General features: G+C 62.2%; 21 protein-coding genes. 11 read left to right on the top strand and 10 right to left on the bottom strand.

Going from position 1 to position 21,954, the window contains the following annotated elements; all coding sequences use genetic code 11:
- Positions 1 to 164: 164 nt before the first annotated feature.
- The 4 genes from CUJ91_RS29710 (at position 165) to CUJ91_RS29695 (ending at position 2,802) form a co-directional block, all read left to right on the top strand.
- Complete coding sequence (locus tag CUJ91_RS29710; RefSeq protein ID WP_006047342.1) at positions 165 to 518, top strand: YciI family protein; 354 nt, start codon at positions 165 to 167, stop codon at positions 516 to 518.
- Between the two features lie 142 nt (positions 519 to 660).
- A complete protein-coding gene (locus tag CUJ91_RS29705; RefSeq protein ID WP_114157824.1) occupies positions 661 to 1,074 on the top strand; it encodes a YciI family protein in 414 nt (137 codons plus the stop codon).
- A 41-nt stretch (positions 1,075 to 1,115) separates the two neighbouring features.
- Positions 1,116 to 1,523 carry a VOC family protein gene (locus CUJ91_RS29700; protein ID WP_006047340.1) on the top strand — a complete coding sequence of 136 codons (408 nt, stop codon included), beginning with the start codon at positions 1,116 to 1,118 and terminating at the stop codon, positions 1,521 to 1,523.
- Between the two features lie 4 nt (positions 1,524 to 1,527).
- Positions 1,528 to 2,802, top strand: coding sequence for an RNA polymerase sigma factor (locus tag CUJ91_RS29695; protein WP_114157823.1), 1,275 nt, complete (start codon positions 1,528 to 1,530; stop codon positions 2,800 to 2,802).
- An 87-nt stretch (positions 2,803 to 2,889) separates the two neighbouring features.
- On the opposite strand, the gene CUJ91_RS29690 is transcribed toward CUJ91_RS29695, so the two are convergent.
- The 3 genes from CUJ91_RS29690 to CUJ91_RS29680 all read right to left on the bottom strand — a co-directional run bounded on the left by CUJ91_RS29690 (position 2,890) and on the right by CUJ91_RS29680 (position 5,177).
- The gene (locus CUJ91_RS29690) at positions 2,890 to 3,507 is read right to left on the bottom strand and encodes a LysE family translocator (RefSeq protein WP_114157822.1); all 618 of its coding nucleotides are present in this window, start codon (positions 3,505 to 3,507) and stop codon (positions 2,890 to 2,892) included.
- A gap of 12 nt (positions 3,508 to 3,519) precedes the next feature.
- Positions 3,520 to 4,098 (bottom strand): DUF4337 domain-containing protein, encoded by a 579-nt coding sequence (locus tag CUJ91_RS29685; protein ID WP_006047337.1) that lies wholly within the window; start codon positions 4,096 to 4,098, stop codon positions 3,520 to 3,522.
- Between the two features lie 134 nt (positions 4,099 to 4,232).
- Positions 4,233 to 5,177 (bottom strand): AEC family transporter, encoded by a 945-nt coding sequence (locus CUJ91_RS29680; protein ID WP_114157821.1) that lies wholly within the window; start codon positions 5,175 to 5,177, stop codon positions 4,233 to 4,235.
- A 137-nt stretch (positions 5,178 to 5,314) separates the two neighbouring features.
- Between CUJ91_RS29680 and CUJ91_RS29675 the strand changes: the two genes are divergently transcribed.
- Positions 5,315 to 6,181, top strand: coding sequence for a LysR family transcriptional regulator (locus CUJ91_RS29675; protein ID WP_114157820.1), 867 nt, complete (start codon positions 5,315 to 5,317; stop codon positions 6,179 to 6,181).
- A gap of 135 nt (positions 6,182 to 6,316) precedes the next feature.
- Positions 6,317 to 6,856, top strand: a complete 540-nt coding sequence (locus CUJ91_RS29670; RefSeq protein WP_053859813.1) for a GNAT family N-acetyltransferase — start codon at positions 6,317 to 6,319, stop codon at positions 6,854 to 6,856.
- A 61-nt stretch (positions 6,857 to 6,917) separates the two neighbouring features.
- On the opposite strand, the gene CUJ91_RS29665 is transcribed toward CUJ91_RS29670, so the two are convergent.
- Entirely contained in the window at positions 6,918 to 7,646 is a 729-nt protein-coding gene (locus tag CUJ91_RS29665) for a GNAT family N-acetyltransferase (protein WP_114158104.1), read from the bottom strand.
- A gap of 116 nt (positions 7,647 to 7,762) precedes the next feature.
- On the opposite strand from CUJ91_RS29665, the gene pdxR reads away from it, so the two are divergent.
- From pdxR to CUJ91_RS29650, 3 genes are all read left to right on the top strand, one after another.
- A complete protein-coding gene (gene pdxR / locus CUJ91_RS29660; RefSeq protein ID WP_114157819.1) occupies positions 7,763 to 9,277 on the top strand; it encodes a MocR-like pyridoxine biosynthesis transcription factor PdxR in 1,515 nt (504 codons plus the stop codon).
- Between the two features lie 199 nt (positions 9,278 to 9,476).
- Positions 9,477 to 9,878 carry a hypothetical protein gene (locus CUJ91_RS29655; RefSeq protein WP_006047331.1) on the top strand — a complete coding sequence of 134 codons (402 nt, stop codon included), beginning with the start codon at positions 9,477 to 9,479 and terminating at the stop codon, positions 9,876 to 9,878.
- Positions 9,879 to 9,945: 67 nt separating this feature from the next.
- The gene (locus CUJ91_RS29650; protein WP_029967167.1) at positions 9,946 to 10,545 is read left to right on the top strand and encodes a flavin reductase family protein; all 600 of its coding nucleotides are present in this window, start codon (positions 9,946 to 9,948) and stop codon (positions 10,543 to 10,545) included.
- Here CUJ91_RS29650 and CUJ91_RS29645 read toward each other — a convergent pair.
- Positions 10,452 to 10,979, bottom strand: a complete 528-nt coding sequence (locus CUJ91_RS29645) for a GNAT family N-acetyltransferase (RefSeq protein ID WP_029967164.1) — start codon at positions 10,977 to 10,979, stop codon at positions 10,452 to 10,454. The two genes, CUJ91_RS29650 and CUJ91_RS29645, sit on opposite strands and share 94 nt — an antisense overlap.
- A 404-nt stretch (positions 10,980 to 11,383) precedes the next feature.
- On the opposite strand from CUJ91_RS29645, the gene CUJ91_RS29640 reads away from it, so the two are divergent.
- The gene (locus tag CUJ91_RS29640) at positions 11,384 to 12,412 is read left to right on the top strand and encodes a hypothetical protein (protein WP_029967162.1); all 1,029 of its coding nucleotides are present in this window, start codon (positions 11,384 to 11,386) and stop codon (positions 12,410 to 12,412) included.
- Between the two features lie 871 nt (positions 12,413 to 13,283).
- Positions 13,284 to 13,760, top strand: a complete 477-nt coding sequence (locus tag CUJ91_RS29635) for a hypothetical protein (protein WP_114157818.1) — start codon at positions 13,284 to 13,286, stop codon at positions 13,758 to 13,760.
- 93 nt (positions 13,761 to 13,853) lie between these two features.
- Here CUJ91_RS29635 and CUJ91_RS29630 read toward each other — a convergent pair whose 3' ends face one another.
- The 5 genes from CUJ91_RS29630 to CUJ91_RS29610 all read right to left on the bottom strand — a co-directional run bounded on the left by CUJ91_RS29630 (position 13,854) and on the right by CUJ91_RS29610 (position 21,738).
- Positions 13,854 to 14,687, bottom strand: a complete 834-nt coding sequence (locus CUJ91_RS29630; protein WP_114157817.1) for an AraC family transcriptional regulator — start codon at positions 14,685 to 14,687, stop codon at positions 13,854 to 13,856.
- A gap of 210 nt (positions 14,688 to 14,897) precedes the next feature.
- Positions 14,898 to 16,409, bottom strand: coding sequence for a DHA2 family efflux MFS transporter permease subunit (locus CUJ91_RS29625; protein WP_114157816.1), 1,512 nt, complete (start codon positions 16,407 to 16,409; stop codon positions 14,898 to 14,900).
- Positions 16,410 to 16,767: 358 nt separating this feature from the next.
- On the bottom strand, positions 16,768 to 17,781 hold the full coding sequence (locus CUJ91_RS29620; RefSeq protein ID WP_114157815.1) for a PoNi-like cognate immunity protein: 1,014 nt from the start codon (positions 17,779 to 17,781) through the stop codon (positions 16,768 to 16,770).
- Between the two features lie 19 nt (positions 17,782 to 17,800).
- Complete coding sequence (locus CUJ91_RS29615; protein WP_114157814.1) at positions 17,801 to 19,213, bottom strand: hypothetical protein; 1,413 nt, start codon at positions 19,211 to 19,213, stop codon at positions 17,801 to 17,803.
- Positions 19,210 to 21,738 (bottom strand): type VI secretion system Vgr family protein, encoded by a 2,529-nt coding sequence (locus CUJ91_RS29610; RefSeq protein ID WP_107707056.1) that lies wholly within the window; start codon positions 21,736 to 21,738, stop codon positions 19,210 to 19,212. The genes CUJ91_RS29615 and CUJ91_RS29610 overlap by 4 nt, the downstream gene beginning before the upstream one ends.
- Positions 21,739 to 21,954: the final 216 nt, after the last annotated feature.

The following is a 21,954-nucleotide window of genomic DNA, read 5'->3' as shown; positions in this document are numbered from 1 at the left end:
AGTCTTCGTAAAACTCAACGGCCGACGGCCGATTACCCACCAAGGCAGGTTTACCGGAACGATCCGCGCTTGTTAGACTGGCTTTCCGCGCTCGCATGAGCGCGTCCATTTGTGTCATACGACTGCCGGGCTGACGGTCCGCAGCGTCATTCATTGGAGACGCCATGTCTTATATGCTGCTGATCGTCGAACCCCCCGAACAACGCGCGCAACGCGGCGAGGCCAAGGGCCGCGAAGTCTACGACGAGATGGTGCGCTTCGGCGCCGATCTCAAGGAGCGCGGCAAACTGCTGGCGGCCGAAGCGCTCACATCCTCCAGCGACGCCGTGCGCGTGCAGGTGCGCGGCGGCCAGCCGAAACTGGTCGACGGCCCGTTCGCCGAAGCGAAGGAAATGATCGGCGGCTTCTACCTGCTCAATTGCGAATCGCGCGAAGAAGCCGTGGCGATTGCGCAAGCCTGTCCGGCGGCGACGTGGTGCACCGTCGAGGTACGCAAGCTCGGCCCGTGCTTCATGTAAGCGAGCGACGGCTTTTGACTCGGGGTTTTCCCTAGGCGACGCATCATAGCTGTCGAATCGTTCGTGCATTGCTCGTCGTGTGAGTAAGAGCGGCCAAGGCGCCGCACGCTCTCTACAACATCACGACAAAGGAGTAACCGCGATGCGATTCATGATCCTGGTGAAGGCAACCGCCGCAAGCGAAGCCGGCGAAATGCCCGAAGCGTCCCTCATGGCCGCGATGGGCGCGTATCACGAAGAACTCGCGAAGGCCGGCGTGCTGCTCGACGCCACCGGCTTGCAGCCGACTTCGAAAGGGTGGCGCATTCGCTACAGCGGCGGCCAGCGTTCGGTGATCGACGGTCCGTTTGCGGATACCAAAGAAGTGATTGCCGGCTACACGCTGATCCAGGTGCGTTCGCGCGAGGAAGCGATGGAATGGGCGCGGCGTTTTCCCGCACCGTTCAGCGAAAACGCCGATGGTGAAATCGAAGTGCGGCAACTCTTCGAACTCGAGGACTTCGAGCCGGGTCCGGAGCTTGAGCGTTTCCGTGAACTGGAAGCGGGCCGCCGCTAAATTGCCGCTGAGCCGCAGCGAACCGATTATTGGATTCCATCATGCACAAGCAAATTTTCGTGAATCTCGCCGTCGGTAATCTCGAACGGTCAAAGGCATTTTTCAGCGCGCTCGGTTTCGGCTTCGATCCGCAATTCACCAACGATCAGGCCGCATGTTTGATCCTCGGTGAAAACCTTTACGCGATGCTGCTCGTGAAAGACCTCTTCAAGTCGTTCACGCGTAAATCGCTTTGCGATCCGAAAGAAAGTACGGAAACACTCGTCGGCCTGTCGTGCGAAAGCCGGGGCGAAGTCGACGCGCTGGTCGCCAAAGCAGTCGAAGCGGGCGGCAGCGTGCCGCGCGCGCCGCAGGACTACGGCTTCATGTACGGCCACGGATTTGAGGACATCGACGGACATATCTGGGAGCTGATCTACATGGACCCGAACGCCAAGGCGGCGGGCTGAGCCTGTGACGGAACTGGCCACTCATCGTGCCATCGAGGCCGTCTGGCGGATCGAGTCCGCCAAGGTCATCGCCCACGTCGCGCGGATGGTGCGCGACGTCGGGCTCGCCGAAGAACTGGCGCAGGACGCGCTCGTGTCCGCGCTCGAACATTGGCCGGACGCGGGCGTGCCCGACAATCCCGGAGCGTGGCTGATGGCGACTGCAAAAAATCGCGCGCTCGACCGCTTGCGGCAGGAAGCGCTGCACGCGCGCAAGCGCCAGGAACTGGGCCATGACATGGACGCACTCGAGGCGCATCTGGTGCCCGATTTCGTCGATGCGCTGGATGCGGCGCGTGCCGACGACATCGGCGACGACTTGCTGCGGCTCGTGTTCACCGCATGTCATCCGGTGTTGTCGACGGACGCGCGCGTCGCACTCACACTGCGCCTGCTCGGCGGTCTGACGACGGACGAAATCGCGCGCGCGTTTCTCGTGCCCGAGCCGACCATCGCGCAACGGATCGTGCGGGCGAAGCGCACGCTGTCGGCGGCGAAAGTGCCGTTCGAGGTGCCGCAGGCCGACGCGCGCGCGCCGAGGCTCGCGTCGGTGCTGCAAGTGATCTATCTGATTTTCAACGAAGGTTATTCGGCCACGGCCGGCGACGACTGGATGCGCCCGGCGCTCAGCGAAGAAGCGCTGCGACTCGGGCGCGTGCTGAGCGGTCTCGTGCCCGATGAAAGCGAAGTGCATGGCCTTGTGGCGCTCATGGAGATTCAGGCGTCGCGCATGCATGCGCGAACCGATGCGCAGGGCCGCCCGGTTCTGTTGCTGGACCAGGATCGCAGCCGTTGGGACCCGCTGCTGATTCGTCGCGGATTGGCTGCGCTCAACACGGCGCATGCGCTTGGCGGCGCGAGCGGGCCGTATGCGCTGCAAGCCGCGCTGGCCGCGTGTCACGCACGCGCGCATCGCGCGGAAGAAACCGACTGGGCGCAGATCGTCGCGCTATATGACGCGCTTGCGCAGGTGGCGCCTTCGCCGGTCGTCGAATTGAATCGCGCGGTCGCGGTGGGCATGGCGTTCGGGCCGGCGGCCGGGCTCGATATAGTCGATGCACTTGCCGCCGATGCCACGCTCGCGAACTATCACTGGCTGCCGAGTGTGCGCGGCGATCTGCTCGCGAAACTCGGCCGCCTGGACGAAGCGCGCGCGGAGTTCGAACGCGCCGCGGCGATGACGCGCAATTTGCGAGAGCGTGAGTTGCTGCTGGAGCGCGCCCGCTCGGCGATGCAGTAGGGCGCCGTAGTTTGTGCGCATAAACTGGGGCGGACGCGGCGCGGCGTCATGCGGCGAGGTCCGCGAACATACGCCCCCACCAACCCCCTACCGTATCAACTGCCGCACACCCAACGCGATAATCACGCCGCCGCACACGCGATCGACCCACGCCTTGCTGCGCCGATACGCCGATGCAATTCGCGCATGCGACAACGTCAGCGCGACAAAGCCATACCAGCTGCTTGCCACGACGAACACCATGCCGAGCATCGCGAGGAACGTGCCGGCGCTCTCGTGCGGCGGCGCCGCCGACGAAAACACCGCGGCAAAAAACGCGACCGACTTCGGATTGGCGATATTGGTCGCGAAGCCTTGCGCGAACGCCTGACGAAGGCTGCCGCCAGGCGCTTGCGCGATCTCTTGCGAGTTGCCCGCCGAGGCTTTGAAGATCAACCGTCCGCCGAACCAGATCAGATAAGCCGCGCCGGCTACCTTCACGGCAAACGCCAGCCACGGAAACGCCGCAAACACGATACCGACGCCGAGAATCGCGCAGCTTGCCCAGAACAGATTAACGAGCACGATGCCCGCCACGACCGCGAGCGCTTCGGTGCGCGTGGTCGAGGCTGCCTTATGCGCGACGGCCACGAAGTTCGGTCCTGGAATCACGACGCCGGCCACATACACGGATAACACGCCGAGAACGGCTGAACTATCGATCACACGAAGCTCCCATCAAGCCGAGAAAAATGCGAGCGCGCCAGTGGCGACACCCACGGCCGCGACCACGAAAGACAGATTGCGCAGCCACTTCTTGCGTGTCAGCAACGTGATTGCGCACAGCGCGATAGCCACCTGAATCAGCGTAGTAGCTTGCGCCCAGCGATGGTGACCGTGCAGCAGCACTTCGCTCTTCGCATTGTTATCGAGGACTTCTTTTTCGATCTCTTCGGCTTTGGCGCGGATCGGTTCTTTCTGCTGCTTATATTTGTCGACGTCCGCGAGAAACTTTGCGTGTTCGTCCGACTGACCCGCGGACAGCGCCGCGCCCAGCTCCGCAAGGTTCTGCTTCTCGCCCTTCGCCTGATAGTAATTCCATTGATTCGATGCTTCGGTCTTTTTGATCGCGGCTTCGTTCTTGTAGTACAGCGCGAGGTTTTCGCTGTTGCCGCTTTGATAGGCGCACAGCGCGCCGATCGTCGCGAGCACTGCCGTGATCACGGCCATGCGGCTCCCGAAAGAGTCCGCGTCGTGGTGACCGGCGTGCTGCACCGCATGGTCGTGCGGACCATGCACTTCATACTCTTCAGGCATCAGATTCTCCGAGGCAAACTGTCTTGTCGCGCCGGGCGTCGCGCGGGCCCGGCGGCCTCAATCTTAGCGTGTGATGCGGCGTGGCTGGAAAAGCGCGCGTTGTTTTGCGGCTGTGGGTGCGCGTGCGTTTGGATTCAGGCGCGATGACCCATCCATAGCAACAGCAGCGAGAGCGTCACGACGGAGCCTACCGTTGACAACAGAATGGTGCGCGATGTGATGTGCGCCTCGCGTTCATAGAACTCGGCCAGCATGAACGGGCCGGTGCCGGTGGGCAGCGCGGCGAGCACGACCGCCATTTCGACGAGCGCGGGTGAGAGGCGAAAGACGCGCGCCGCGAGCCACCATGTGAGCGCCGGTTGCGCGATCAGCTTGACGAGCGTGAGCAGCCACGCAATGCCGCGCGTGCCCGATTCGGACGGACGCTTTTCCGCGAGAAACAAGCCGAGGCTCACCAGCGCGCACGGACTGGCCGCGCCGCTCAACAGCTTGAGAAAGGTCTCCGCGCTCGGCGGCAACGGCACATGAAGACTGGCGAAAAGCGCGCCGGCAATCGGCGACACGATCAGCGGATTGCGCGCCAGCGAGCCCAGCACTTTCAGGCCGAGTTTGTGCGGCGTGCGCTCCGTCTGCAAGCCGACTTCGATCAGCACGATGGCGCCCGCAAACAGTACGCACGCGACCAGGATCGTCGCGATGGTGGTGGGCGTGAGGCTCGCCTGGCCGAACGCGATCATGCCCAGCGGAAAACCGATATAGCCCGTGTTCGGATACGAGGCGGCGATCGCATCGACACTCGCGTCCGCGAGATGCCGTCCGTTCAGCAGGCGCATCACGAGTATCAGCGCGAAGATGCCCGCGCATGCAACGGAAAACGTGACGACGAACGCCGGCTGATACAACTGCTCCCACGTGGCGCGCGCCATCGTGTCGAAGAGCAGCGCCGGCAACGCCAGCCAGACCACGAAGCGATTCAGTTCCGATGCCGAGTTGGGCCCGAGCACGCCGCGACGGCGGCACGCAAAGCCCGCGAATATGAGGCCGAAGACGGGAAGCAGAATCTCGAGAGTGGCTAACATCGGTGTGGAACGCGCGGGCAATAAACGCGGATAGAAGGGCGAGCCGTCAGCGTAGTGATTTGCGTTGATACAATCAAATACCGTTTTTTGCCTTCGACGATACCTTTTATGCATCGTTGGAAAAGGGGGATACCAACGTGATCGACATCAAGCCGCTGCGCTATTTTGTGATGCTTGCCGAGACGCGCCATTTTGGGCGTGCGGCGGCGCGCCTGAACTTGTCGCAGCCTCCGTTGAGCCGCCAACTTGCGGCGCTGGAAGCGAGCCTCGGTGTGACGCTCATTGAGCGCAGCCCGCGCAGCGTCACGCTGACCGCCGCGGGCGAGCGTTTCTACGCCGATGCGAAGGCGATCCTCGCGTCGGTCGAGCAGGCGGTGAGCAATGCGCAGGCAGCGGCGTCCGGCGAAGCGGGCAAGCTCGCCATCGGCTTCACGATGTGCGCGGCCTATAACGTGGTGCCCGGTTATGCGCGCGCATTCGGCGCGGCGTATCCCGAAGTCGCTTTGAGTCTGCGCGAGGTCGTCTCGAACGATCTCGCCGCGCAGGTGGTGGCCGGGCATATCGACGCGGCCATCATGTTTCCGCATGTGCCGGGCAAGGGACTCGCGACGCGCACGATTCTGCGCGAGCCGTTGTGCGTGGCGCTATCGCGTGGTCATCCGCGAGCCCGCGCGCGGCGGCTCAGGATCGCGCAACTGGCCGGCGAACCGTTCGTGCTGGCATCCGAGGAAGTGGCGCCCACGTTGCGCGCGACGATCCTCGAGCATTGCCGCTCGGGTGACTTCGAGCCCGACATCCGCTTCGAAGTGCAATTGCAGCAGACGGTGCTGAGTCTCGTCGATGAAGGCGTGGGTGTCGCACTCGTGCCGGCTTCAATGCGCAAGGCGCAGCTTGCGGGCGTGGTGTTCAAGCCGCTCGTGGATGCGCCTTTGGTCGAGCAGGTGCTGGCGTGGTCGCCGGCGAATCGTAATCCTTGTTTGGGGCGGTTTTTGGAGTTGGCGTGAGCCGCGGGCGGCAACTAACCGCCGCGATAATTTGGCGACGCGAGGAATCTGCGATGATGCAAGCGCAACGTCTTTGAGCGTCAACGTTCAACTTCTCAATCTTCAAGCTCACTCGCCGAGCCGCCGCTCAGTCAAATGCCCACGCCTCCTTCCACCCTCACCACCCCCCACCTCACCCTCCGCCCACACACGCGCGACGACTTCCTCGACAGCTTCTCTATGTGGTCCGATCCCGAGGTCGTCCGGTACATCGGCGGCAAGCCTTTTGCGCGTGAGGAAGTGTGGGCGCGTCTGCTGCGCTATGCCGGTCACTGGGCGCTGCTCGATTACGGCTATTGGGTAGTCCGCGAAACGGACACCGGGCGCTTTGTCGGCGAAGTGGGTTTCGCCGATTTTCAGCGCGAGATCGAGCCGTCATTGGCGGGCACGCCGGAAATGGGCTGGGCTTTGAGTCCGGCGATGCACGGCAAAGGCTACGCGACGCAAGCCGTGCGCGCCGCGTTGGAATGGGCCGATCAAAAATGGCCGGGCGCTGCAACCGCATGCATCGTCGCGCCGGAGAATGAAGCGTCGCTGCGAGTCGCGCACAAGGCCGGCTATCGCGAGCAGCTTCGCACGACGTATAAAGGTCAGCCGACCATCATGTTCAAGCGCGAGCCAGGCGCGGCGATGTAAAAGCAAAGCCGGCGCGAAAGCCGGCTCAAAAATTCATCGTTCGAACTGATATCAGCGGGACTCAATCAGACGCCGCTCTTCCCCGCGCAATCAAATCCGCCAGCCTTTCCACTTGCCCGCCTTCGGCATCGAAATTGGCATCACTCAGCCAACGCGTATAACTCGGCCGCAACACCGGCCATTCGCTGTCGATAATCGAAAACCACGCCGTATCGCGATTGCGCTGACGATAAACAATCGCCTGACGGAAGATGCCTTCGAACGTGAAGCCGTAACGCAGCGCCGCCGCGCGCGACGGTCCGTTCAACGAATCGCACTTCCATTCGAAGCGCCGATAGCCGAGCTCGTCGAACACATATTGCATCAGCAGAAACATGGCCTCGGTCGCGATGCGCGTTCGCTTCAGACGCGGCGAATAAACGACGTGTCCCACTTCGATCACGCCATTGGCCGGGTCGATGCGCATCAGCGCGAAGGTGCCGACCGCCTTGCCGCTCGCGCTGTCGATCACCGCGTAGTGCAGCGGATCAGCCGATGCGGCGAGCCGCGCCAAATGTTCGCGATACGCCTCTGCACTCTCGAACGGGCCGACGCCGAGATAGGTCCAGTCGCGGCCATCGTCGGCCGAATCGTAGGCTTCGAACAGATCCGCCGCATGGGCGTCGACGTCGACCGCTTCGATCCGGCAATAGCGGCCCGCCAACTGCGCGCGCCCTGGCGGCTTTGCGCCGCGCCACTCGGGCAGCGGCGCGCCGATCGGCTGGTCGAAGGCGTTACGTTGCGGTTCCATGTGTGCACTCCTCGCGTCGTGGTTGTCGTTGATCGTCGAAATCATGGAAGAACGATACGGCAATCGTGGTATGTTAAAAAGATCCAGCTCAATCGAATTCGATAGGTCCAGCCGTCATGATCGAGATTATTGGTCCGCTTGCTCATACGGCCGCGAACCGTGGCAACAGCGACCGCAGCGCCACTGGCAACCCCGCCGGGAAAACCGCGCCGCTGCAAAAGCAGCTAATCGAGCGCCTGCAGCAGGCCATTCTCGGCGGACGCCTGCCGGCCGGATCGCTGCTGCCGTCGTCGCGGCTGTTGGCGGCGGAAATGGGCGTGTCGCGCAACACCGTCGTCATCGCGTATGAGCACCTCGCCGCGGTCGGCTATGTGGTCGCCGACAAAAAGGGCACGCGCGTGACCGCGCTGTCGAGCCGCGCGGCGCGCGCCGAGCCGCCCGCGCGACCCGCCGCGCCGAAAGTGGCCTACGCGGCTCGCGTCGGCGAATTCAAGGCGACGCGCACCTACATGGATGGCGCGTTGCCGCTGACGCCCGGCACGCCCGCTTTGGACCGCTTTCCGCTAGCCGCATGGCGGCGCGCACTCGAACGTTCGATGGAGCGCGCGTTGCCGCTCGCGCTCGGCTACGGCACGCCGGCCGGCGAGCCGGCATTGCGCGACGCGATTGCCGCGCATTTGCGGATGGCGCGCGGCGTGCGCTGCGAGGGCTCGCAGGTGATCATCACCGAGGGCGCGCAGGAGGCGCTGAACCTGTGTGTGCGGCTTTTCACCAATCCCGGCGACGTCGCGTGGATCGAGGACCCCGGCTATCGCGGCGCGAAGGCCGCGTTCAGACAGGGCGACGTGCGCGTTCAGCCGATTCCCGTCGACGAAGAAGGCATGTGCGTGCCGCCCGGCGCGTGGGCCGCGCATCCGCCGAAGCTGATTTACACGTCGCCCGCGCACCAGTATCCGACGGGCGCGGTGTTGTCCGTGGCGCGGCGGCTCGAGCTGATTGCCGAGGCGCGGCGCTGCGGCGCGTGGGTGATCGAGGACGATTACGACGGCGAATTCCGCTACTCCGGCGAGCCGATCGCAAGCATGCAAGGGCTCGTGGACGACGCGCCGGTTCTCTACGTCGGCTCGTTCAGCAAGACGATGTTTCCGGCGCTGCGCATCGGCTTCGTGGTGTTGCCGCCCGCCATCGCCGCGCATGCCGAAGTCGCGCTGTACGAGATGCTGCGCGGCGGGCATCGTCTGGAACAGCTTGCGCTCGCGCATTTCATGGAAGGCGGTGAATTCGGGCGGCACCTTGGGCGCATGCGGCGGCTTTATCGCGAGCGGCAGCAGGCATTGCGCGAAGCGCTTACAGAGCACTTCGCCGCATCTGAAATTCTGGGCGGCGACTGCGGGATGCATTTGACGCTGCGCTTGCCGGCCGGCATCGACGACGACACGCTGACCGAACGCGCGTTCGCCAGAGGCCTGGCCCCGCGGCCGCTGTCCAGCTTCGCGCTGGAGCAGCGAGCGGGCACCAACGGCCTCGTGATCGGCTACGGCAACACCGCCGCGGAGCAGCTCACGCCGGCCGTCCGCGTGCTCGCGGAACTGGCTGCGGGCATCGAAAAACCGCGTCGGCGGCGCGCGTAAGTTTTTGGGTTTGTCCGCGCGGCCCATGTCGCGCTATCGTGTCGTTTATGCGCGGCGACACCGGACACGCGATGTCGACCGATCGCCCGCATCATGTTCCGCGCGCCGTCTGGTGCGCGTCGCCGGATGGCTGTGCAGTCCGGGCATGAAGCTTCCCTTTGGTGTGTTTTCTATGACGATTTATCCGAGTGGAGATGACATGAAGGAAATCGAACCGACCCCGTGGTTTGAACTGGCCGCTCACTCGCCCGCGCGCGACGGCTGGTACGAGGTGCAACTGACGAGCGGGGACACGGCCTTTGCGAAATTCGGCGAGGGCGAGTGGACCGACAAGCCGGACGACGCGTTCACGCACTGGCGCGGGCTGTCCGCCGATCCATCGCAGGCGGCTGACGGCAAGGCGCAAGCCGACGCCGAGGCCACCGCCGACGGCGCCGAAGCCGCACCCGCAGCCGAGGCCAAAGGCGCCGATGAGCCCATCGACGCCGAGGCCACTGCGGCGAACGGCGTGCGAGCCGCATGGAACGCGTTTTTCCCCGGCCTCGGGGAAGAGCAGCATAAGCCGGTGGACGCCGTCCCCAATGGCAAAGCGCCGCATTGACGCATGAAGGGCGGCGGCTTGCTGGCTGCCGCCCTGACAAAACCAGACCTTCGGGCAGAAACCAAGTATGCAAGCTACCCGGGAACCCGTGGCATTGCCGCGGGCCACGCAGTTACTCAATCATGGACCTGTGACGATCATCACCAGCGCGCATGGCGGGCGCTCGAACGTGATGGCGGCTTCGTGGGCCATGCCGCTTGACTTCGACCCGCCGAAGGTGATTGTGGTGGTCGACAGCCGCACGCTCACGCGTCAATTGATCGAAGCGAGCGGCGTGTTCGGGCTGCAATTGCCGAGCCGCAAGTTCGCCGCGCAGACGCTGGCCGTGGGCACGAACGCGGGGCTCGAAGTCGACAAGTTCTCAGCCTTTGAACTCGGAACTTTCGCCGCCGAAAAAATCGATGTGCCGATGCTGGCCGGTTGCATCGCGTGGATGGAGTGCAAGGTGATTCCCGACGACAGCCAGCGTCACGATCTGATTATCGGCGAAGTGGTGGCGGCGTACGCGGACAGCCGCGTGTACTCGAACAACCGCTGGCATTTCGGCGACGACCCCGAGCTTCGCACCTGCCATTACGTCGCGGGCGGGACGTTTTTTGCCACGGGCGAAGCGTTCGACGTGTCGCCTGCGGCAAATGCCTTGAGCGCTTCGCCGGCGAGCCGGTAGCGAACCCATTCGCTTTGCGCGCTCGCGCCGATGGATTCATAGAAACCGATGGCGGGCGCATTCCAGTCGAGCACGCTCCATTCGAAGCGGCCGCAGCCGGTCTCGCATGCGATGGCCGCGAGGTGGCGCAGCATCAGTTTGCCCGCGCCGCTGCCGCGCGCTTTCGGCGACACGTACAGGTCTTCGAGATACAGGCCTTTCTTGCCGAGCCACGTCGAGTAAGAAAAGAAGTAGACGCAAAAGCCGATGGGCTCGCCGTTCATTTCGCAGATGAGCGCGGTTGCTGTCGATGCGTCGGAGAACAGGCTTGCTTCAATGTCTGCGACGGTGGCGACGACTTCATGCTCGGCCTTTTCGTACACCGCGAGTTCGGTGATGAAGTGGAGGATGAGCGGGGCGTCGGAGGTGGTGGCGGGGCGGAGGTGGGTGGTCAAGGGGGGATAGGTGATCTGTGGAGTTAAGGAGTAGAGTTTAGCGTTCGCTCTCGCATCATGCCGTAGCGGCCATTCAACGAAAAATAACGAGCGCACGCTGCCGTTTTCCCGAGTTGATGCCAAGAATATCGGGACGCTCTGCTGACGGCTGCAGATCGGAAGAGCGTCAGACATTAGACGATTGATATACGAACCAAGATGGCCGCTTCAGTTCAGACCGGCTCACGGTTGAGATCGCGCCGCAAAGTTGCCGACCGAAACGTGAGCCAGCGCTCAAGTATGGAGCATTCGGGCCGTCAAATAGATGGTGTCAAGCTTTTCTTGGCAAAGACACTCGCTTCGCGTCCGTATGCAGTTGGGTTAAGGCCGCGAGCTTTTCCGTACGACCAATTTTAAAGTACTAAATGAATTCTCGATTGCTTGAGGTCGTTTCCTTATTGTGGCGCAATGGCAGGGCACGTGGTGCACTGTTCATTATCATTGCATTGCTCGTACTGCACTATTTTCCGGCGAACGGTGGGAAGATGCTCGGAGCCGGACTGGTCTTATTCCTCGCGGTTGGGTTGTACCGAGAATGGAAAGAATATTTAAGGCCGGTTCGCACGCTATATGTGATCCATGGCATTCGCGCCCGGCGGTTCGTGAAGAGGTTGGCACGCATTCCACCCGATGTCCCGTTCCTTTATGGCATTGCGCTCATGCTCTCGTTGGCCGGGACGGTACTGGGTGCGTTCATGAAGCCGACCGAGTCAGCAATGTCATTCATGATCGCTACGGAGTGGATTATCGGGCTGGGGGCTTTTAGACACGGCTTGGTTGCAATTAGAACCATAGCCAAGCTAACTTGGAGCGGTACACTGGGAAAGTTGCTCTATGCGAGTCTTTTTTCCGTTGCCTTATGGCTCGGACGGAGCGACGCAGCGGCGGCAGTTCGGCAGCTGACCCATGCGGATGCGAAGTACTTTCCAATCTTTGTTGGTGTGATGTCAGGACCATACAGCATCTTTCGAATGCTCCAGTTCGGTAGCGCGTTAATATCGGTCTGTGCGGTGCTATTGTTGTTCGCGTCGTGGCCGAGAATTATTGGAAGAATGTTGCGTACGGGCCTCTCCCGCCAACGTCTATCGCAAGGTAACGACGAGCACCGCCGTCGGAATGTCCTACCCGATGCAATTTCACTTTTGACCCCGGTCGGATTGCTGTTGGTTGCCTCGCAGTTGTTGGAACTGCCGCAGCTAGGAATCGCCGCTCTACAGAAATTCAGTGCTCCCGCGCTCGTCCTGGCGCGGACCGAATATGTAGATGATCGTGCGTGCAAAAACATTCCCACTGGTGTCCTGACGCAACATCTCGGGGATAAGCAGGTCTCTGTTTTAACTATTGAGAACGGGACACCGGTCTTTTCGCAGTCCGCTTGCGATCAGCCGTCGTAGTCTTATTTGTCTCTCACGAGACGTCGACAGCGGAAACTTATAGGCCAAATTTGCCTCGCCGGTTATTTGGTGCTGCGACGGTTCGACCGCTGTCTGGCGTGCACGACGTTTTTCCTTACATCGGCTCTCCCGTCGGCTAATCTGTCAAGAGCGGCGCCTATTTTATCCGCCCCAGTTTTAAGCGTATTTTGTCCAGAGGCAGAAGCATCAACAGGAAGCTCAAAACAAATGTCCCGAAGATAAACATAAGCGAATGGCGCTGACTCCTCAGTGTATCTAGGTAACTGTCCGCTCCTGGTTTAAACACGTCCCATAGCCCATTACCCGCCATCCCAAACAATAGCCCAAGCAGCAAGAAGCGAAAAATATAAGAACGAGGTCGAATGCCAGAAAATCTGGGTTTCAAGGCGTCAGATCATGCTCATCGCCGCCCACTGAGAGAGCGTGTGAAATTTCCGTGCACTTCAGAACAGTTCCAGCCTCCGCCGCCAGACTATCCCACAAGCGCGGACTACACGAGCGAGTGACCTTTCCTAATAATCCGAACCCTGCTCGCCTTGTTCGGTTCCCCAATGAGAGCGTTCCATTCATTTGCTCGGCAATGTCCTGGCCTGCCTCCCTTATAATCATCCAGTCGCTGGGAAACACTCAGCGGCCAGGTTTGACAGCCTGCGGCATAAACCGCACACCCGCTCACGCGGGTCGTGCGTCTACCTCTGCACGTCTATATTTCAATGGGCGGGCCTTGGTAGGGGAGCCGCAAGGCTCGCCGGTTTGTTTATGTCCCGGTCTGTCAACCCTACTTCGCGCCCGCTCACCCACGCTAAACCGAGTGCCCGGGCGACCTACCGAAACACAGGGAGATCGCACCATGACCAAAAAGTCACTCAAGCTTCAACCCACGACGCCCACCCGTCCCCCCGTCGACGCCCTTCAGTACGAAAAGCTCGCCCTGTCAGCTTTCGACCTCTGCGACCGGAGCCTGACACAATTGGACACACTGATCACACTCGCGTCGTCGATACATAGGAATCCTGCGCTCACGCGCGACGAGCGTCAGCGTCGCCAGAAGCTGATCGAATTGCTGGTGGACACGGCAGAGCAATATCAGCAGGAACTCGAATGCGACCGCGAGCTTTTTCAGGTCATCGCGTTGGATGCAAAGGGCGTCCCGCACAGCCGCATCACCGCGCGCCATGCGGCGAATCTGCTCGCGGAGGCAGCGCAGAAAGGCGGCGCGTCGCAGGAGGCTGCGGCAAACGGAAAACGCGGCAAAACGTCATCCGCGAAAAACGCCGCTGCATTGAGAGTGGACTCGACGCCGCAGCCGCCCGCCGCGCCTCACTGAGTTACAAAGACAAAGGCAAAAGCAAACGGCAAAGACAACGGCGGGCAGCATAAAAATCCCCGCCGAACGCGCCCATCCACAAACCAACCCAGATCACGCCTTCAAAGGCAACCAGATCTCCAACCCGCCCATCCCGCTAACCGGATCGAACTTCTTGTCGTAGCGCTCGAAGTTGGGCGCATCGGCGGGAAGGTGTCCCGATGCCGGCAGCCACGTGTTCCAGATCGTGTTCCACGTGCGTCGTATCGTCGACACATGCTCGCGATGGCTGAACACCGCATAGCGCTGTGCGGCAATCCGCAAGCGGCTGAATTCGGCGGGCAGGGCCGAGAAGTCGCCGACTTCGACGCCGCACAGGTAGTCGATGTTGCCGGCATCGTCCGCGTTGTAGCAGACGCCATACGCGACGTTGCCCACCTGGCCCGGCACTTTGCCGAAGTACTCGTTAAAGCGCTGCCACTGCGATGGAATCGCGGCGGCGCTCTCGCACGTATAGCGCTCGCTCAGACCCGCGACGAGAAACGGCCTGCCGTCTTCAAAGCGCGGCGGCTCCAGATGCGTGAGAAGAGTTTCGTCCATTTTGATCGGCTCCACGATGACAAGATTGTCGAGATGACCACGCGCGCGCAGCGCTTCGGGCGTGAGCCCGAATTGCTCGCGAAACGCGCGCGTGAATGCTTCGTGAGAGCCGTAACCGGCGTCGATGGCAACCGTCAGTATGTCCGGCGCGCCGTCCGCGAGCCGACGCGCAGCCTCACTCAAGCGACGCCCGCGCACGTAGCGCATGACCGGCACGCCCGTCGCCGCTTCGAAAGCACGCGCGAGGTGAAAGCGCGACACGCATCCACAGTGGGCGATGTCGTCGAGCGTGAGTTCTTCGGCAAAGTGGCTTTCGATAAACCACAGCGCTTTTCCTACCGGATTCATAGCGGCTCTCATGTCAGCATGAAGCCAGCATAGCTAGCTGCGAACGCGTGCGTTTGATCGGGCTTGCGCTTTTGCAGTTCATGCACGCGATGCAAGCGGCGCGTGCGTTGGGACTACTGCGACTAAGCGTGAGCGCGACAGCCAAACCGCATTCAGCAGCCAGCGAGCCGCCTTCCGCGCATCACGTCGCGCACCACGCGACGCGTCCGATCAAACGTTCTCCGTCGCCGCCGTATTCCCCGCCGAACGCGGACGTTCGGCAGCGGCCACGCCATGTCCATCACCCGCATCCGCATGAGCGCCAGCATCCGCAGCGCCCGGCCGTCCCGCGCGCAGCATCACACCGCCGATCACGCCCGCCGCCGCCGCGAAGATCGCGCCGAACGCAAACGCCACGTGATAGCCGCTGTTGAGCGCGGCGAGCGCGTTTTGCGTCGACAGCATCTCGCCGCTGCGCGCGGCCGCGAGACTCGCGAGCACCGCGAGGCCGAGTGCGCCGCCCATCATGAACGACGTATTGACGATGCCCGACGCGAGCCCGGAATCGGCCGGATCGACGTCGCTCATCGCTGCGAGCAACATGGGATTGAACGCGATGCCCGCGCCGAAGCCGAGCAGCATCATGCCGGGCAACACGTCGACGATGAAGCTGCCGCCCACCGGCGCGCGCGCGAACAGCGCAAGACCGCACGCGGCAACCAGCAGACCCACCGCGAGCGGAATCCGCAGACCGAAGCGCATCACGACGCGCGCCGACAGTCCCAGCGAAAAGAATCCCATGATGAGGTTCGCCGGCAAAAACGCGAGCCCGACTTGCAGCGGCCGATACCCGAGCACGCGCTGCAAATACAGTGCGGAAATGAAGAACCACGCGAACATCGCCGCGGCCCACAGCACGCCGACGACATTCGCGGTCGCGACGTTACGCAAGCGGAACAGGCCGAGCGGCATCAACGGATGCTGCACGCGCGACTCGATGATCAGGAACGCGGCGAGCAACGCAAGCGCGACGAGCAGCAAGCCGAGCGTTTGCGCCGACGTCCAGCCGGCTTCGTTGCCGTTGACCACGGCATAGACGGCGAGCATCAACGACACGGTGACCGACACGGCGCCGGCGACGTCGAGTCGTTCGCCATGCGCGTGGCCGCGCGCGGACGGCAGCAGCGCGACGCACAGCGCGTACACGGCGATGCCGATAGGCAGATTGACGAGGAAGATCCAGTGCCAGCTCAGCAGGTTGGTCAGCAATCCGCCGAGCAGCACGCCGATGCTGCCGCCGCCCGCGCAGACGAAGCCATAGACGCCCATCGCTTTCGCGCGCTCGCCGGGCTCGGTGAACAGATTCATGATGAGCGACAGCGACACGGCCGATACGATAGCGCCGCCCAGGCCCTGCACGGCGCGCGCGCAGATCAGCAGGATCTGCGAGTTGGCGAGGCCGCACGCGAGCGATGCCACGGTGAAGAGCGTAATGCCGCCGAGAAACAATCTGCGATGACCGTACAGATCGCCGAGCCGTCCACCGAGCAGCAGACAGCCGCCGAACGTCAGCATGTACGCGTTGACGACCCACACGAGCGATGTTTCCGTGAAGCCGAGATCCGCGGCGATAGAAGGCAATGCGACGTTCACGATGGTCGTATCGAGCACGATCATCAGCACACCGAGGCACAGCACCATGAGCGCGAGCCAGCGTTTATTGCCGTGGATGGAATGGGTCATGCGAGGGCTCCTGTGCCGCGATCGTTTGAAATTGCCGGCGGCTTCGAGCAAACGTGGGCTGTTTCAATGCGATGCCGGACGGGCCCGCCGCCCGGCGCGATGTTGATCAACCGGATGTTGACCAACGTATTGGCAAGTTGTTGAGGGCGAGGGGTTTTTCAGTCTAGCACCCGCGAGTTTTGCGTCACAACTACGAATTCCTGGGCGGGTGGGGCGTACGTCGACGGCCTCGGCACGGTCTGCACGGATCAGAACCCAGACTGGCGGTGAACAGAAGAATGGCGACGTCTTTCGATGTTCGCACGTTCGCACGTTCGCACGTTCGCACGTTCGCTCGGCGTCAGGCGTCAGGCGTACTTCATTCGATGCGAGTGGGCCCGCCGTCTTCGCGCGACATCACGATCCATGTCACTGGCCCTTCGCGACGGTCGCGACCGATGCCCTCGGGGAACACATCGCCTTCCCTGAACATGTGCTCCTGGAGGAACGCTCCCGGCGATTCCAGCACGCCCCAGCGGCCCGTGTGCGGGCAGCGCTCGCCGGTCCTGCGTGAGATGTGCGGCTTCTGGACTTCGCCCCGCGGAGCCGTCGCCTGCTCGCGCGCGAAGTCCACCAGGTCCTTCGGATAGAAGCGCATGTCGCGATAGCTGCTGTCGTCAATGTTCCATAGCAGCGTCACTAGCCCGGCTTCGAAGGCCCAATAGCCGAAGAAACCAGCGTCAAGACGCTTATGGCGGTCGTACCAGTAGCAGTCCTTCATCCCGCCGTACCAGTGCTTCAGATAGTCGGCCGTTGCCTTTTGCTGTGCCTCGCCGTGCGTCTCCGTCGCGCGCAGCAGATCGGCGTAGGGCTTTTCGTGAACCAGCGATTCGCCGGGCAGTGAGATACCAAACTGTCCAAACAGACGACTTACCAGCGCGTCCTGACCGTCGTCGGCATCAGTGCTAATCCACGTCGCAATGGTCGGCACCCACTCCTTCAGTCCGAGCAGTACCGCCAGCGACAGCAGCCACATCACGTACTGGTAGGCGTCCCGCTCCCAGAGTTTCAGCCGTCCATACTTGGGATATGCGAGATAGTGGGTCTTGAATGCGTCAAAGCAACGGCGGGCATCAGATTTAAGTGACCCCACAGGCTCGCCCGCTGAGTAGCGCAAAAATACGATCTTCAGCGCGTCATCAGACCGACTCCAAGACAGTCTGCCCTTATGCTCAGGGGACCTGTCTGGCGACGCCAGTATTTGGTCGATTTCAGGATCGGTTAAACCGGCCTCATGGAACGCAAGCGTTGCGCGATAGTAGCTTTCGGGCAGCAGGGATTCACGCCTAGTTTTGTCGAATAGTTGGTCCATCACGATACCTTTGCTCTGCATTTGGTTCACGTTGCGCCGCTCAGTTTAACGGCACTTTGACAGGATTACCGGCAGCATCCAGCAACGCATTGCCGTATGGGTCGAGCTTCGTGATATCAACTACTCGCCCGTTTTCATCCACCACGATCAGCCAACTTTCGTAGTCGGCCTTCAGTATTGTGCGCGCCTTGGTCCGACCGCCAACGGCATCGGCCAACCGACTATCAATCCAAGGTCCGCTCATCTGTTTGCCCGACCCCTTGGTCATGGGCAACTGGCTCGGGCTGAAGTTTCCTCCGGTCCTGAACTTCGTCTCTGTAATCACGTATGGCGGTGGCGGCTCATTGTTCCTATACACGCCGTCGATACCCCGGCCCGTCGGCTTCTCTTCCAGCAGGCGCATCTGCCGGTCCGCTGACAGTTCCGACGTGAACTTCCGCGCCTTCATCCAATCGTCGCTGACCTGCTCGCCAAAGATACCCTTCCGCGCGCTACTCATCTTTGCGACATCGTCGCGATGCACGTTACTGCTTTCCGTCTGAGCTTCCTGCGGCTTCGGCGATTCACCGCCGTGCGCCGCACCGCCCGCTGCCTCCGCGCCATCGCGCAGCATCGGCAACAGTTTCGCTGGCCCGCCTATGCCCGGGCTCACGCGCACCTTCGGCGGCGTCACCACCTCGGGCTTCGGAGCCGGGACGCCCGCATAGGCCGGATGATACGTCGGCGGCAACGTGTCCTTCAGCAGCTTCTGCAACGCCTCGTCCAGTTTCGCCAGCGCCTGCGGAACCTGCTTCACTGCGTGGGTCTGTACCGCATAGAAGCGCTTCTCCATGCGCTCGAGTTCGGCTAACGCTGCCTGCGCCCGCCCGATGTATTCGATCCGGCTTAGAAGTCCTTTCGCATACCTGATTTTCTCCAGCACCCACCGGAAAAACCTGTCGAGGTTTTTTACCAGCGGGTCGCCATAGTCGGCGAAGTGAATCTTATCAAGCAGCCTGACGATGTTGCCCTTCGTGAAGCGTGCCAAAAAGCCAACCACCCTTTCGAGCACCAGACCGCTCCGTTCGATCAGCAGCAGACATACCGTGCGGATCACGGCGGCGGCTTCGTCGCCAACCATTGCTCCCGCAAGCCCACCCACCGCCGCACAGATCGCCGGGCCAAACACGCCCAGCGCCGATGCAACCAGGATCACCCACTCCTGCCACTCCGGATGGGCGGCGTTCTCAACGTCAGTCGATGTGCCTTCATACCGTCTGCCGAGCCGCAGGCTCACCGCCGCGAGATCGCGCGCACTCGTCACGACCACAGCGCCGGGGACCATGATCGCCGCCAGCATGTCGGCCACGATCACGCTCGTGGGTCTGTCTTCCGCGAATTCCCCATAGGCAAGCGACCTGAGCCAGTTCAGGGTGCTCACGGCATCGTCCCACACGTCGCCGAGCGTACTCATGCCTTGCTCCCGGCCGACGGCACCAGTTCGCGCAGGTCCTCATCTGCGGCGACGCTGTGAATGGTGCCATGGTGATTCGGGTCGTCCAGATACCTGACCTTCGCATCGGTGCCAGCGGGCACGCCACTCAGGCGCATGTAGCCGTCGGCGTCAAGCATGCCCCGCTGCGAGCGGCCATTGATCCAGGCCACATAGCTGCATCCCGCGACCGGCAAGCCGTCGGGGTAGACATGCCGGAACTCGAGATCTGTGGCGACGGGCGCTGCACGCGGTATGGACGGCATGGGCGTATTCATCGACGCCTTGCCCTGTTTCTGCACAGTGATGGTCTTGAAGAACAGGTCGAACGGACCGCCGAGCGTAATGCTGCCGTCCTTCAACTGGATGAACGCGCCGCCGCATTCCAGAATGATTTCCTTGGCCGCTGCAAGATTGATCTTGCCGTTGACGCTGGCAACGTTCAGGTCTCTGTCGGCGATGAACGACATCGGGCCGTCCTGCGCGTGGATTTCGACCGCACCTTTGGCCGCAAAAATCTTGATGCCCAGCTTCTGCGCGAATAGCGAAAGCTTCTCGCCCGCAGCGACCGTGAAGCGCTTCAGCACACTCCAGTCGGCACTCTTTCCGGCGACAGCCGAGATACTGTCCTGCGCCGAAAGCTGCACGCCGCCACCCGCGACAATGCCCGCCGATGCAGGCGTGCTCATCAGCAGCGCCGGCTGCTTCAGGCCGTCGAAATCCGCCTTCATCTGCTGCTGCGCATCGGTGTCGGCAGGCTCGGCCTTTGCACCGCTGGCCGAACTGGCCAGCGCCTTTGCCAGTTCCAGCGCGCTCTCAAGCTGCGCGATGGTTTCCTGCATGTCGAGCTGCTGACCGGTTGCAGCAGGGCGGTCATATGCGCTCAGATGCAGTCCCTTGCCCGCGCGATTCACCCCGTAGCCCGATGTCCTCAGCTCATAGCCTTCGCCCCTTTGCTCGAGCTTGCTGTTGACGAGGTAGCCGAGATTCAGTTGCGACTTGCCCGAGTGGTCCGTGCTGACCTTGATGCCTTCCTGGCCCGCCCAGTCCTCCATGCGAAGCTTGTTGTTCGCCTGCGTGCGGATCACGTTGCGCGAGAGCCAGCGCCGGTCGTTTGTGACGAGGTCGCGCGCCTGGCTGTGATGGTGGAACGCGATGACTTCGGGCTTGTCCGGGTCGCCGTCCCGGCAGGAAATGACGGCCTCGTCGTTGTCCAGCGCGACGAAGTGCATGCCGGTTTGACCCTTGCCCGCGAACGGTTTAGCCAGCCGCAGCGGTACGCTCTCGCCACCGTTGGGCCACGTTTCGAAATCGGAATCGAAGCGCACCGTGTAGTGCCCGCTTGCGGTGATGTACGCGTATTTGTATTTGTCCGGGCTCGTGACGCGCGCTGAAAGCGTGCCGGTCACTTTGGCCCACGTCTGCGGCTCGAGCTTCAGCCGGAAACGCCGGTCCGCCGGAATCGCCCGGTAGCTGTTCGTATAGGAGGCATCGCGCGCGCCGCTATGCGTGACTTCGACAATGACCTGGCCTTTCGGTGCATCGGGCAAAACAAGATCCGTTTCCAGCACGCGCCCCGGCTGCAACGCCAGAATATTGCTTTGCCCTTCATAGACAATCTGCCAGGCGATGGCGGCTTCGTGGCGTAGCTGCGCCTCCCATTTCGCGCCCGCCTGGTCAAGATGGTGGGTGCCGTAGATGTAGGGCTGGCCGTAAGTGGTTGGGTCCTGCGGTGCGACGTTCGCTTCATCGCGAAAGCGTTCCCAGGCCTGCTCCGGGTTGTAGTCCGCGACCATGAACGACTGCGGCACCGTGACGGTGTGTGTCCTGAGCGACGTCACCGCTTCCACGCCACCCGCTTCGAGGCCGGCCGCTTCGCGGTACGGCACGATCAGCCGCGGGTCGTAGATATAGTGATCGACGTCATCCGCGAATACGATCTCGTCGCCGTATTGCGTCTCCACAATGAAGCAGTAAATTCCGGCCTTCTCTGCGAGCATGTGGACATAGGCAAGGTCGCTCATCTGGTGCTGCATGCGAAACAGATGCTTGCGGTATTGCCCGCGCAACCTGAATGAAAACTGGTGCTCCCTCAGCCCATGACCGCACAGAACCGCCGCGATAATGTCGGGCGTGCTCGCGTGCTGGAAGATTTTTCTGCGGGTCACTGCCTCGAGTCGCGCGAAGTGCGATCTGAGCACGACCTGGTACTTCACGTAGTCACGGGTAGTCTGGATCGTGGAGAAGCGCGCGATGAATCCCGAGAACTTACGTGTAGCGCCATCGTCGGGCACGATGGAAAACGTGGCGTCGACGTTCAGATAGTCGGCGCGTGCAAGCTGCTGCGGGTGGGTCAACTCGATGCGCACCTCGGTGGGTGCGCCCATCTTTTCGGTTGCCGTGAACGAGACGACCGAGAGCGCCGCTGCGCTCTCCGTGCCGGGCACGTCGAGAAAGTACGCCTGACGTCCGGTTATGGCACGCAGCGCGTCTTGCAGGTCTGCCATGGACCTGGCCTCCTTGTTGATTTGTCGGAGACGCGGCTCGATAGGTCAGGACTGCAAAGGTCAGGCTGGCCGCGATCTGGAGCTATTTCAGCTCTTCACGCGTTTTACGCTGTGGGGTGATTCGGTCCAATCAGACGTCTCTGAAAAACCGTTATCTGTGGTCAAACGACAAAGGGCGACCGAAGTCGCCCTTTGTCGCCAGAAAACTGCTGGCGC

It is taken from the genome of Paraburkholderia graminis, from assembly GCF_003330785.1.
In the GTDB taxonomy this organism is placed as follows: domain Bacteria; phylum Pseudomonadota; class Gammaproteobacteria; order Burkholderiales; family Burkholderiaceae; genus Paraburkholderia; species Paraburkholderia graminis.
The sequence above is the reverse complement of the archived record's forward strand: the minus strand, read 5'-3'. Positions and strand labels throughout refer to the sequence as shown.